This window comes from Salinivibrio sp. IB872 (genome assembly GCF_001995345.1).
GTDB classification, from domain to species: Bacteria; Pseudomonadota; Gammaproteobacteria; order Enterobacterales; family Vibrionaceae; genus Salinivibrio; species Salinivibrio proteolyticus.
The window spans coordinates 217,245-230,174 of the sequence record NZ_MUFO01000001.1 but is presented as its reverse complement, the minus strand read 5'-3'; the positions used below and the strand labels follow the sequence as shown (position 1 = coordinate 230,174).

Below are 12,930 nucleotides of genomic sequence, written 5' to 3'. Positions count from 1 at the left end.
ATGGTGGAGATATGCATTCATCACCGTCTTTTCTATAGCTGTTTTATCCCTGACAAACAGAATATATTTGGGTTATCGCGTTGACCAAGCAGGATATGTGAAATGTGTTGAAGAATCTCGTACATCGGCAAAAAGTAGTTGGCGTGTGTATTCGAAAGACCTCAGATTGTGTAAATCATCCTCTGGCATAGCTGGCGGTTAGGCATTAGCAATGCTAACTCGAAGTCGACACTCTAGTTTTCTAATGTAACTATTACCTAAACGACTTTGGGGCAAAACCTTGCGAGCAATGATCGCACTGAGACGTGTCTGGGCATAACCAAGCCAACACTAACTTGGCTAACTAAGGAGCAATTGCAGCAATCATGTAGTGAGTAATCGCTGTGTCGCCATTCGCGCGCTTTGCGATGGTCTATCCAACATATGATCACAAAAAAAGCGAGCACAAAGCTCGCCTTTAATTATCTGTTTTTGCTTTAAATTACAACAATTCTACCGACTGCTGAGCAATAACTAGCTCTTCGTTGGTTGGGATCACCAATGCAAGCGGTGACGCTTGGGTGGTGATCTGCCCTGCGGCACCAAAACGCGCGGCGGCGTTGGCATCGGCATCCGCTTGGTAGCCGAAAATGGCCAGCTCTTTGAGAATCATTTCACGGACTGGCAGTGAGTTTTCGCCAATTCCGCCTGTGAAAACAATCGCATCCAGACGGGATAATGGCACCATGTAACTTGCGATGAATTTTGCAACGCGATAAGCGAACATTTCTAGCGCCAATTGGGCGCCTTTATGGCCCTGCTCTGCCGCCTCGACCAAGCCTCGGCAATCGTTCGTTAATTCCGAAACACCGAGTAAACCGGCTTTATCGATCAGCTCATGGTGGATTTGATCCATGCTGAGCCCTTTTTTCGACAAAAACTCTAGAATAGATGGGTCAATATCACCACAGCGTGTGCCCATCATCAAACCGGCTAAAGGCGTAAAGCCCATGCTGGTATCGACACTTTGACCGTCTTTGACCGCACACAAAGAGGCACCGTTACCAAGGTGAACAGTGATGACGTTGGTTTGTTCAGGCGCTTGGTTAAGCCATTTTGCCGCTTCACGACTTACGTAGTAATGGCTAGTGCCGTGGAAGCCATAGCGGCGAATACCGTAATCGTTGTAGAGCTGACGCGAAATCGCGTAATGGTAAGCTTTTTCTGGCATCGTTTGATGGAATGCCGTATCGAAAACCGCCACTTGTGGCAAGCTTGGGAAGGCTTTACGTGCCGCTTTAATGCCCACCACATGTGCTGGGTTATGCAGTGGCGCCAGAGCTTTTAGCGCATCAATTTGCGCCAATACAGCATCGTCAATTAAGGTGGCTTGGCTGAAGGTTTCACCGCCATGTACCACACGGTGGCCAACGGCCTGCAGTTTATCACTCAATTGGTTGCTTTCGATAAGGCCCACAATGATGTCCATGGCCTCTTGGTGGTGGTTGCTTCCTGCACTTAAGGTTTTCTCGGTTTTTTCACCGTCGACTTTCCAGCTCATCCGCGCGTCATCGCGCCCAAAGCACTCTCCAGCGCCGGAAATCACAGCATCGCCAGTTTGCGCATCCATCAGGGCAAATTTTAACGACGAGCTACCTGAATTAATAACGAGTACCAGTGCATCACTCATAGGGTTACCTTATTGGCAGAAATTGAATCGCGGCATCACGCCGCCTTTCCCATTATTAAAATATTTTTTAATAATTCAACTGTTGTGATAGTGATAGCACAGTTACCCAGCAATTTACTGCGTAAGATCAAGCTAAGTGCGTATCGAATACGCAAAATCCTACGAGCTCGCTATCACTGACCATAAGCGTAGATAAAAAATGGCGCCACATGGGCGCCACTCTTCGGGCTAGCTACCAATGCCTAGGTAGGTATTGACCACGGTGAAATAAATCCACATTCCGGAGATATCCACCACAGACGCAAGCACCGGGCTAACCAATACGGCAGGATCAAGATGACATGCGCGCGCCACAATCGGCAGCAATCCGCCAAGCGTCGTGGAGATGGTCACCTGAATAAACAGGGCCAACGCAATGGCAACCGCAATATCGTGCAATGCAAACGCGCCGACCGTCGCGTTGTGGTTGAACAGTAAAATCCTCACCATCATGACTGCAGCAATCGCCACACCAATAAATACCGCGACGCGGGCCTCTTTCCAAATCACTTGGAGCCACTGACGTTTGCGAAGCTCTCCCGTTGCAAGCGCCCTCACCACCAAGGTTGCCGCTTGGGAACCGGTATTGCCTCCCGCCGCCGCAATCACTGGCATATACACAGCCAACAGAACGAGCTGGCTTAAGGTATCTTCGTACTGAGCAATGATCATCCCAGAAACGATACCAAGCAGCGCAAGTCCGACAATCCAGCCAATCCGCTGCTTAACATGTGCAAACACGCCAGTAGAGAGGTAGCTTTTCGCTGGTTCCGCTTCCGAGTGAATAAAGCCTAAATGGTTGGCATATTCACGGGCTTCGCGGTCAAACCCCTGCGCATCCAGCGCATTAAGCAAATGCTGTACATGAGCCACCGAGCAGTGATGCAAAATGCCCATCGACTCCTCAACCGGCATCACGGTAAGCAGCTCGACTTGCTTGTCGATATCGTATTGTAAAAACGCATTACGTGCCGCCACGATTTCTGCAGTGGAAAACGCAGTGGCGTAGTCAAAAGTGTTGTTCATTACCGTCATGGCGAATCTCCCGATTGGCAACAGGTAACGACCATCAACAACGAACCTCACGCTGAAAGGGCGTGATTAAGCGTTACATCGAGAAAGGAGAAAAACAGAGCGGGAAAACCAGCTGCGACTGCGCTGGTAAAAGGAAGGATCACAATACCAACGGCAGTTATTTTTCTCCGTATCGACTAGGAGGATGGTCGGTATTGTTCATAGTTATCTCCAAAAAAGGTCTGGTGCTGTAAAAGCGTGGCGAGTTTATCAAAAGGCATCGCGCCTGTCTGTCAAATTTTGGTAAGCGAATGGCGTGATATCGTCGTGTTATGTCAATTATTATGCAGACTCAACGGACCGGTGCCGCTTACTGCCGGCACATCAATAAACTGGCGCCTAGCAGCTGTGAAAAAGCAACGGTCAGATCGGTATTCATTTGCTTTTCACAATCCGCCTGCAATTTACGTAAACAGCGAAAGGCGACACCGTTATCGGCTTTACCGCTGATCAGCAAGTAGAAACACAATCGTAAAATGGCTTTGAACTCACCATCGGCATGCATCGCCTGCATCCAGCTTTGCATTAACTGGTTAACGGTTCCGTCCGTCTCTAGCGTACCCATCAAACTATCGAGCAGTACAGGTTCGAGCGCAGCCATAAAATCTTGTTTGCGCGGAAAGTGGTGACTGATCCCAGTACGAGATACCCCCGTCGCTTCACTGAGGGTGGTATACGACATGCCCTCGTAGCCCAACGTCAGGAGTTGCTGCTTCGCGGCATCAAGAATGGTCTCGATCGTCTGTTGTGTTTGGGCCTTACTGCGTTTTGGCATGTGTAATGTGTTCTCCCCAGTCTCCGTCAGCATGGCGGGCAGTCATCGTCTGCATGTTGCAATAGATTGGCAGGCAACGCATTTGCGCCACGGCTCGCCATAAAGATAGTACAGAGTGCAATAGAAAGCCTGACACGAAACACACCAAAGACTCGCTGAAGCGGATCAAAGTTCTGCTAATACCTTGATAGATATGTGTGAAAACAGCCCAAAAAATGAGGACTTATTGGTGTAAATAGTGCCGACAGTCATAATTTGAACACATGTTTAAACAATTGCCTTGCGTAAATGCAGGCAGGGTCAGTAAGTTAACATTATTATAACAGTTAGACGTATGAATCACGTTGCGACAACGAGGAAGTCCAATGTCACACATCAAACCACACGATCAAATTTTACGCTGGGCCGACGAACGCCCTAACCACGTATTTTTACGCCAAATTCGCGAGCGCCGTTTCGTTGATTATACCTTTACGGACGTCGCTGATCAGGCAATGCGCATGGTCACAGCATTACGTGACATGGGCTTGCAACCCGGTGACAAGGTGGCGCTGATTTCTAAAAACTGTGCGGAATGGTTTATTGCCGATCTGGCGATGATGATGGGCAGTTACATCAGCGTGCCCATTTTTCCAACGGCCGGCAGCGACACCATTGAGCACGTGGTCACGCACAGTGAATCTAAGGCCATGTTTGTCGGCAAACTGGATGACACCAAAGCGCTAAAAGCGTCGTTACAGACCCTATCACACATTAAGACTATCGCATTTCCATATCCTACGGTGGATTGCCATTATGACTGGCAGGATTTAGTCGCGAGTCACGAACCTACCGAAGAGCGTCCGGTCCATCTGGATAATGATGTGATGTCTCTAGTGTATACCTCTGGCACCTCTGGGCTCCCGAAAGGGGCCATTCTGAGCTACGGCGGCTATTGTTGGTCCGCACAACGCCTGATCGACCACATTGGTATCGAGCCGAACGATCGTTTGTTCTCGTATCTGCCATTGGCCCATATCACAGAGCGTGTGTACATCATGGGGTCGGCCATTATGGGCGGGATCCCAACCGCGTTCCCAGAGTCGCTCGATACCTTTATTGAAGATGTCAAAATGCATCGCCCAACGCTTTTCATTTCGGTACCGCGACTGTGGACGTTGTTCCAACAGCGCATTCAAGAGAAATTGCCAGATGCACGTCTTAACCTGCTGCTGAGCATTCCTCTTGTCGGTGGTTTGATTAAAAAGAAAATCGCTAAGAACCTTGGCCTTGATCAAGCGCGCGTATTGGGCTGTGGATCAGCACCCGTTGCTCCAGCACTATTGCGCTGGTATGAGAAGCTGGGCCTACATATCACCGAAGCCTGGGGAATGACCGAAAGCTACGCATACAGCACACTCAACTATCCATTTAGGGCTGACAAAATTGGCACCGTCGGTAATGCAGGACCCGGCGTTGAAATCAAGATAGCCGATGATCAGGAGATCTTAGTCAAAAGTCAGGGCCTATTTAGTGGCTATTACAAAAATGAGGAAGCCACAGCCGAAACCTTGGTGGATGGTTGGCTACACACGGGGGATTTAGGCGAACTCGATAGTGAAGGCTACCTGAGTATCTCTGGGCGTAAAAACGATACCTTCAAGACCGCAAAAGGCAAATTTGTCGCCCCTGTACCGATTGAAAAACGTTTATTTGAGCTGTCTAACGCTGAGATGCTCTGTGTGATCGGCTCTGGCATGCCTGCGCCTATTTTGCTTGCTTTGCCGCACCACTTCCCGCACTTTGATCGGGCCCGCTATGAGCGCCGCGTGAAAAAGGTAATTGATACCATCAACGGTGAGCTGGAGTCCCACCAGCAAATCAAAGGCGTGTTGATGATCAAAGAACCTTGGAGCATTGAGAACGGAAAACTCACGCCAACACTTAAAATTCGCCGCCATAAGCTAGAGCAAGAGTACCACGAGGTTGGCGCGAACTGGCCAAAAGGCACCTTGGTCCAATGGGAAGAAGACTGGGTCTAGCGCATTCTACCAAGATGCTCTGACGATCACCCACGATTGGCATACGCTGATGGTGGGTGATTTTTTATTCGCCACCTATTGCTTACAATTAGATTGCTGACAATGATGCATCGTGCTACAAACTCCTGCAAAACCTGACCTATCTCAATGTGCCACAATCAAGACTCTGCTAAAGATCAGCATGACATCTTTATTGCAGGCGATAAGCCTATTTTGACGCCTGCAGCTTTATCTCGTAGGGGACAACCATGAAAGAGAATCAAACTGACGCATGTGACGCGTGCGGTGTAAGCGCGGAAATTGGTTATATTATCTCAGAAGGAGATGAAGTCGCGGAAGTGACGATTCATGCCGACAGCGTCGAGGCAATGCAGGCGCGCTTTGAGCAGTACCTCTCGCTCGCACAAAGTGTTAACCCTGCCGTCAAGCACGACTTTAACGCCGAGCAAATTAGCGGCGACAGTGCACATATCAAAATGCAATTTGAATGCAGCGCTGAAAAGCTTATCTTTGAGCTACGCAGCCGTGGCCTCAACAACGCCTAACCACTACCATACAGGGTGTGTCACCACACCCTGTATTTGCTTGCTGAGGGCGGAATTAAAGACGCAGGCTTTGCCAAGCCTCGCACATTTCACGAAACGTGGTCGCATCGCCTTCAGGACGGTCTGGGTGCCACTTCAACGCCATTTTACGCCACTGTCGACGGATCTCATGCTCACTAGCGTGCTCATCCAACCCAAGTACGGTTAGCGCTTTTTTGCGCTCCAGCATGGTTTCGCCCGGTGCATCATTACCAATATGGCGTTGATAATGCTTCCAAAACGACGATAGAAGCTCTTTGACATCGTCTCGGCTAGCGTCGTAGTTGTTCCAATCCATGTAATATTCACGGAGTGGATCTTGATAATCGATTTCGTTTGCCACAAAACCATTACCGCCGACACGCCACTGCAATTGAATGTCCATTGACTCCACCTGCAACCACTGCTGAGGTAGCAACATCTCTTGCAGTTGGTATAGCGCATTCATTATCAAAAAATTGCGCTTAAACAGATCAAGATGCGGGTCAGCATCCAGCTCTGCCATGATGGTGTTTTTTTGCAACTCACTGAGAAGGTGATGCACTTTCCAGCTTTGTCGCGTAGATTCCAAGATACTGAGTATTGGCCAAATCAGGGGGTTGTCTATTTCATCCCGTTTTTCAGCAAGCATGACGTTCATCCTCTGTCACTGGCCAGCTACCTTGAACCGGCACATCTGGTATTTTCGGTCGTTTAACAACCTTATTAAGGTATAAACCAAATTTGGTCACTTTGTCGCCATTATCAGCAAAAAGCAGCTTGTTCATCCGTATGCCATACTTTTTGTATCGCACGACGTCAAAAAAGCGCCTGATATTGCCGCTTAATTATTAAGCATATCTAGTGCCAACTTAATTTCTCATTGTAGATAACTCGTCGTGGCGCAGAGATTAGACACCTTGACTCGCATTAAAGACACGCACCATCTACTATTGTGAAAACACCTTTATTCCATTGATATTTAAATCTATGACACATTCCGCCTCCCAATGTGATGCCTGCAAAAACAAAAAACCGCTCCCTTTTGCCTTTTCAATGGCCTTTCAGCCCATTGTTCAATTATCCACTGGGCGTGTGTTCGCATACGAAGCGCTGGTACGAGGCATGGATGGCAGCGGTGCGGGCAGTGTTTTTAAACATGTAAACGCCGACAATCAGTATCAATTTGATCAGACCTGCCGTATTAAAGCGGTGTCATTAGCGGCAAAGCTCGAGATCCCCTGCTTTTTGAGCATTAACTTTATGCCTAATGCTGTTTACGAGCCCGAACGTTGTATTCAAACCACCCTTAAAGCCGCGCGCGAACACCAGTTTCCGCTCGATCGCATCTTGTTTGAGTTTACCGAAGGGGAAGAAGTGCTTGATTATGATCATATTCAACGCATTATTCGCTATTACCGCTCGCAAGGCTTTATTACCGCCATTGATGATTTCGGCGCCGGTTACTCTGGCTTAACGGCACTGGCTAATATTGATACCAATATTATTAAAATCGATATGGCGCTGGTGAGAGATATTGATACTGACCCAGTGAAACAGGCCATTGTTCGCCACAGTGTGGCAATGTGTGAGGAGCTAGGGCGTCAAATTATTGCCGAAGGGATAGAAACTGAGAGAGAATTACGCTGCTTGCACGATTTAGGCATCGACTTCTTCCAAGGGTATTATATTGCCAAGCCTGAATTCGAAGCATTACCCGCCATAAATCAAGCATCTGGCCTCGACATTTTTCACCGTCAATAATCCGACTATCGAGCCAGCAGTCTGTTGCTGGCTTATTTTAACTGCCTCACAGGGTCAATTGATAATCTTTCTCACTTTGACGCGTTCACGGTATAGTAAGCCGATTATTTGATTCGAAAGGTATTCTTATGACTTGCCGTGACCAAGGCATGCCAGTGCATGGCCTCACTCGACGTCGCTTTCTCCAATCTTCCGCTGCTTTCGCTGCGTTGTCCGCCCTTCCTGCTTGTTCGCTGGTATCCGCATCACGAGATAATGGCATGTGGGAATATCACTTAAGCGCTGAGCCAAGCACAGCATCTTTAGTGCCCGGCCATCAAACGGATGTATTGGCATTTAACGGCAAGATCCCTGCGCCCACGATTCGCTGCCGTCAGGGCGAGCCCGTGACAATTCACTTTACCAATAACCTTAATGAACCCACCACCATTCATTGGCATGGACTCCGTATTCCGATTGAAATGGACGGTGTACCCTTTTTATCCCAACCCCCTATTCAGCCGGGCGAAACCTTTACTTATCGCTTTACACCGCCTGACGCTGGCACCTTTTGGTATCATCCTCACATGAACTCTGTGGTGCAATTGGGCAAAGGCTTGGTGGGCACCATTGTGGTGGAAGAAGCGTCACCGGTCGCGTTTGACGAAGAGCATGTACTCATGCTCAAACATTGGCACCTCGACCCCCAAGGGCAATGGAAAGATCTCGCCATTCCTCGTTACAGCGCCCGAATGGGAACGCCGGGTGAATGGGGCACGGTGAACGGTGTTCATCAACCTAAGTATGAACTACAAGAAAATGCCACCACTCGCCTGCGTTTAGCCAACGTCGATAATACCCTGACTTATCCTATTCAAGTCCGCGGTGCGGACGCTTGGATTGTTGCCATTGACGGTAATCCGATCGCGACGCCTCGACGACTCGAAGAGCACAAGATCGCGCCCGGTATGCGACTCGATATTGGTTTAGTCGCCCCCAAAGCCGGAACCAATGTTGAGATCATGTACATGAAAGGCCGTTTTCCTTTCCTACTGGCTAGCTTTACCACAACGCCATCCACCTTGGTCGAAAAACCTTTGCCCGCCCTGCCACTTAATCCAGTGGCCACTCCTGACTTGGCGAATGCGGAAACGCGACACTTTGTCTTTGAATGGGCCGGCGCAATCACACCCGCCGATAAGCAAGGCAAAGGGAAGCACGAATTTTGGCTGATGAACAAACGCGCATGGGAGGGAATGAGCAAAGGCAATATTCCCGATCCGATCGCAACGCTCGAACGGGGCAAAACCTATATTTTCGATTTAAAGAATGTTACTCAGTACCACCACCCAATCCATTTACATGGTCATACCTTTACCGTGCTGGAAATGGACGGTAAACCCGTGACACCTTTCCATACCGATACCGTGCTATTGGGTAAAAATGGCCACGCCAAGGCAGCCTTTGTGGCCGATAACCCTGGCCGGTGGATGTATCATTGTCATGTCATTGAGCACATGAAAACCGGTCTAATGGGATTTGTTGAAGTGGTGTAGCGATAAACATCACGTGCACAATAAAACGGCGAGCCTACTTGCTCGCCGTTCCTCTTTGGCGCTCCTGTTTAAAGATAGCGCCGTTATGTGCTGGGTTTGTCGGTTTTGAATCGGTTTACCAACTCTGAGAGTTCAGTCGCCACCATACGTAACTCGGCCGCCGTTGCGTTAGTTTGTTCCGCGGTTTCCGCGGCACTATTCGCACCATCCAATACGTTGGTCACATTCTGATTAATGTCTTCCGATACCGAGTGCTGCTCTTCTGTTGCGGTGGCAATTTGCGCGGCCATATCATGGATCTGCCCCACCAACTCTTGAATAGTACCAAATACACTCAGGGCTTCTTCGGTTGCCTCGGTGGTCGTCTGCGAGTGTTCCACACTGCCCTGTAGCTTTTCTGACAGCTGGCTAGTCCGTTGAGTCAGGGCTTGTAACAACTCGTCAATTTCTTCGGTTGATTTGGTGGTCTTTTGCGACAGCACCCGAACCTCATCCGCCACTACGGCAAAGCCTCGCCCATGCTCCCCCGCGCGTGCAGACTCTATCGCCGCATTCAGCGCCAATAGGTTGGTTTGCTCGGCAATACCACGAATGGTATCCAGCATAGCGGTGATATTGTCGTTTTCTTTCGTAAGCTCAGCCATGGCGCTATCCGCTTCGTTGAGCGTGGTCGCCATTTCTTGCACTGCGGCGCGCGTGTTATTCATCAAGGCCATGCCGCGATCAACTTCTGATTGGCATTGCTGCGCCGAATCAGCCGTCTGATTACAGTTTTGCGATACCTCATTGGCCGTCGCGACCATTTGATGAAACGCGGTCGCAATCTGCTCGAGCCCTGAGCGCTGCTGATGACTCGCACCATCAAGCTGCTCAGCAAACTGGGTGGTATGATCGGCATGAGATGTAAGTTTCAGCGAGCGATCTTTAATGCCAATAATCAGCTCTTGGATCACATCCACAAACTGGTTAAAGGCAGTGGCGGTCGTGCCTAGCTCATCTTTGCTGGTTACCGGCAAACGTTTAGTTAAGTCACCTTCACCGCTTGCCGCATCACTGAGCCCATCACTCACCGCAACAATCGAGGCAGAGATTCGGTTAACCATAAAGAAGCCCAGCACCCCGAAAATCACCACTAAAAGTACACCAATCGAGATAATCACGGTTTGCAGTTGATTCACCTGCCCTAACACTTCTTGCTGAGGCACAATACCAATTAAACGCCAGCCGCTATCGGGCGCTTGATACTGGTTAACAAAATAAGACTCACCATCAAATGACACCGCCTTGAGCGCACGGCTTAGCGATTGACCACTATAGACGCTATTCACGCTGTCTACGGATTCAAAGTTGTTATCTGGGTTATTAGGATCGGCTAAGATGGTGCCGGTATCTTCCACCAGCACAATGTAACCTGACTGGCCGAGCGTGACCTCGCCAAGCATATTGGTCAATGCCTCCAAGGTAACATCAACACCCACCACCCCGGTTAACCCGTCTTGCGCCTGAAATTCGATAACATAATCCAGTAAAGGCGCTCCTGTTGTAATATCTTGGTAGGAAGGGACTCGAACAGGGTTGTTACCACTTCCTACCCCCGTCTGAAACCAAGGGCGCTGCCGAGGGTCGTAATCGCCAGACTCCCCTTGCGGCCACTGAATGTAGCCCCCATCGCTTAAACCGAGAAAGACATAGGCGAAATCATCACGCGAATTACCCATTGCATCCAACAATTTAAACGCACGGGCTTCGACCGAGCTATTTTGAAGCGATGTCATTGGCTTTGACGGGCCCATGTATTTGGCGACACTGCCATCAAGCTCTTGCAACGCTTGGCTATTGGCTAACATTTTCGCGTTGGCAGACAGGCCTTGTAGATAGAACTTAAACGCATTACCAATGTGCTGCATTTCTTTGTATGAGCTTTGTTCGTAGCTGATCAAGGTACTCGTTCGAAACTGATACAGGGCAACAATGGCAATAATCAACGTCGGCAGTACCACCCCTGTCAACACAATGGCTAAAATGCGTTTTTTAATACTCATAACTGACCCCCGTCAGTGACTACCTACCGTTCAGCATTAACATGTCAACTATCAATAGTGACTTATTGAGACTAGAACAGGCATTGTCAGGCAGCCATAAAAAAGCGGATTTAACGGCGCTGGCAAATCGAAACCAACAGGATGAGAAAGATTTCTAGGCAATCAATTATAAATCATGGACACGGATTGCATCCTACACACAAAGCAAATATATTAGTCAAAGCTAAAATAAAAGGTGGGACTATGACCAAGAAAAACTATCAAGAAATCAATGAGCAACAATTGGCGTTAAATAAACAATTTAAAGCAAACAGCAGTGAGACTCTGGCGGCATTTGGTCAGCTTCATCGTGCCGCAATGGCTGAAGGCGACCTTGATGTAAAAACCAAAGAGTTGATTGCACTAGGGATTGGTATTGCCGCGCGTTGCGATGGCTGTATCGGCGCACATGTTGCCGCCGCATTAAAGCACGGTGCGACCAAGCAAGAATGTGTAGAGGCGATCAACGTTGCCATTTTAATGGGCGGCGGCCCTTCGCTGATTTATGGTGCGCAAGCCCTAGAGGCGGTTGAGCAGCTTAGCAATTGCTAGTTTATTTATATAGTCAAAGGCCGAGTTATTGAGGTATCGGCCTTCTCAATAAGTCTCGTCAGTGCTACCACAAATAGCATCTCTATGAATACAAGGACAGCGAGTTGCGGTTTATCCCCATGGGCACGGGGAAGTATCCCTAAGGCAAAAGAACCTATGTAATGGAATCTTTGAATAATCAAAGCAATGCTCAGCGGCGACAAAAAGTCGATGGGGACAGTGAATTCAATGTCTTCCAACCGCTTGAAGAAGATAAACCTGCACCACCTCCAGAGCCGGACAACTTTGGGGACAAGCCAAAGGTTGATGCGAACGCGTTGAAAGGCTTGTAATTCTTTTAAAAAAGCCAAAAAAACCCAGCTTCCAAAGCTGGGTTTTTTACGCAGATCCTTATTCTAATCTATCAGGGTTTCCTAACCATGCAAGTGAACCCACCCAATCTGGATCAATTTCAATTGAGTCCTGTAGAATCTTTTCTCCTACCCACTCTTCCGTAATATTAGGAGCGTTTTCAACTCCACCCCACGCCCCAAAAATGACATCAGGGTCTTTATTTTTAATAGCAAATCGAAAACAACCCATTGCAAGGAGCAGACTACCCGTTGCAATAAAACCACCAAATTTGACGGTTTCCGCGAACCATCCGTAAGCTGCCACAACACCTAGCAAAGTGAAAACACAAACTAGGACAAACCAAAATCGCTGAGTATACATATAAGTTCGTTGTAAGAAATAGAAACCAAAGCGACCACCCCTAACTGCTATAAAAGGCGATATTAATTAATAAGAAAACAACATAACTACGATAACGCAGATAGGCATTGTTGGTCAAATCAGTCACCCAACGCACTGATCTC

The 12,930-nt window shown here is 48.5% G+C and carries 13 protein-coding genes; 7 read left to right on the top strand and 6 right to left on the bottom strand.

All coding sequences use genetic code 11. The annotated features are described in order from the left end of the window. Window positions 1-19: 19 nt before the first annotated feature. Complete coding sequence (locus BZJ18_RS17755; protein WP_443216492.1) at window positions 20-202, top strand: hypothetical protein; 183 nt, start codon at window positions 20-22, stop codon at window positions 200-202. Window positions 203-481: 279 nt separating this feature from the next. Here the strand turns inward: BZJ18_RS17755 and BZJ18_RS00950 are convergent, their stop codons facing one another. From BZJ18_RS00950 to BZJ18_RS00940, 3 genes are all read right to left on the bottom strand, one after another. After that, window positions 482-1,669, bottom strand: a complete 1,188-nt coding sequence (locus BZJ18_RS00950) for an acetate kinase (protein ID WP_077454976.1) — start codon at window positions 1,667-1,669, stop codon at window positions 482-484. Window positions 1,670-1,897: 228 nt separating this feature from the next. After that, window positions 1,898-2,743, bottom strand: coding sequence for a magnesium transporter (locus tag BZJ18_RS00945; protein WP_077454975.1), 846 nt, complete (start codon window positions 2,741-2,743; stop codon window positions 1,898-1,900). A 349-nt stretch (window positions 2,744-3,092) separates the two neighbouring features. Then, window positions 3,093-3,557 carry a TetR family transcriptional regulator gene (locus BZJ18_RS00940; protein ID WP_198532154.1) on the bottom strand — a complete coding sequence of 155 codons (465 nt, stop codon included), beginning with the start codon at window positions 3,555-3,557 and terminating at the stop codon, window positions 3,093-3,095. A 365-nt stretch (window positions 3,558-3,922) separates the two neighbouring features. Between BZJ18_RS00940 and BZJ18_RS00935 the strand changes: the two genes are divergently transcribed. Both BZJ18_RS00935 and BZJ18_RS00930 read left to right on the top strand, forming a co-directional pair. Next, window positions 3,923-5,578, top strand: a complete 1,656-nt coding sequence (locus BZJ18_RS00935; RefSeq protein ID WP_077454973.1) for an AMP-binding protein — start codon at window positions 3,923-3,925, stop codon at window positions 5,576-5,578. A 248-nt stretch (window positions 5,579-5,826) separates the two neighbouring features. Next, complete coding sequence (locus tag BZJ18_RS00930; protein ID WP_077454972.1) at window positions 5,827-6,123, top strand: DUF406 family protein; 297 nt, start codon at window positions 5,827-5,829, stop codon at window positions 6,121-6,123. A gap of 55 nt (window positions 6,124-6,178) precedes the next feature. Here BZJ18_RS00930 and BZJ18_RS00925 read toward each other — a convergent pair whose 3' ends face one another. Next, entirely contained in the window at window positions 6,179-6,793 is a 615-nt protein-coding gene (locus tag BZJ18_RS00925; RefSeq protein ID WP_069586945.1) for a DNA-J related domain-containing protein, read from the bottom strand. 338 nt (window positions 6,794-7,131) lie between these two features. Here BZJ18_RS00925 and BZJ18_RS00920 point away from each other — a divergent pair, with 338 nt between their 5' ends. Together BZJ18_RS00920 and BZJ18_RS00915 are read left to right on the top strand one after the other, a co-directional pair. Then, on the top strand, window positions 7,132-7,905 hold the full coding sequence (locus tag BZJ18_RS00920) for an EAL domain-containing protein (RefSeq protein ID WP_077454971.1): 774 nt from the start codon (window positions 7,132-7,134) through the stop codon (window positions 7,903-7,905). Window positions 7,906-8,054: 149 nt separating this feature from the next. Continuing rightward, window positions 8,055-9,440, top strand: a complete 1,386-nt coding sequence (locus BZJ18_RS00915) for a multicopper oxidase family protein (protein ID WP_077454991.1) — start codon at window positions 8,055-8,057, stop codon at window positions 9,438-9,440. Between the two features lie 83 nt (window positions 9,441-9,523). Here the strand turns inward: BZJ18_RS00915 and BZJ18_RS00910 are convergent, their stop codons facing one another. Further along, complete coding sequence (locus BZJ18_RS00910; RefSeq protein WP_077454970.1) at window positions 9,524-11,482, bottom strand: methyl-accepting chemotaxis protein; 1,959 nt, start codon at window positions 11,480-11,482, stop codon at window positions 9,524-9,526. A gap of 243 nt (window positions 11,483-11,725) precedes the next feature. Between BZJ18_RS00910 and BZJ18_RS00905 the strand changes: the two genes are divergently transcribed. Next, window positions 11,726-12,073 carry a carboxymuconolactone decarboxylase family protein gene (locus tag BZJ18_RS00905; protein ID WP_069586948.1) on the top strand — a complete coding sequence of 116 codons (348 nt, stop codon included), beginning with the start codon at window positions 11,726-11,728 and terminating at the stop codon, window positions 12,071-12,073. Window positions 12,074-12,234: 161 nt separating this feature from the next. After that, on the top strand, window positions 12,235-12,405 hold the full coding sequence (locus tag BZJ18_RS17230) for a hypothetical protein (protein WP_158011237.1): 171 nt from the start codon (window positions 12,235-12,237) through the stop codon (window positions 12,403-12,405). Window positions 12,406-12,463: 58 nt separating this feature from the next. Here the strand turns inward: BZJ18_RS17230 and BZJ18_RS00900 are convergent, their stop codons facing one another. Continuing rightward, on the bottom strand, window positions 12,464-12,787 hold the full coding sequence (locus tag BZJ18_RS00900; RefSeq protein WP_077454969.1) for a hypothetical protein: 324 nt from the start codon (window positions 12,785-12,787) through the stop codon (window positions 12,464-12,466). Between the last annotated feature and the right edge of the window lie 143 nt (window positions 12,788-12,930).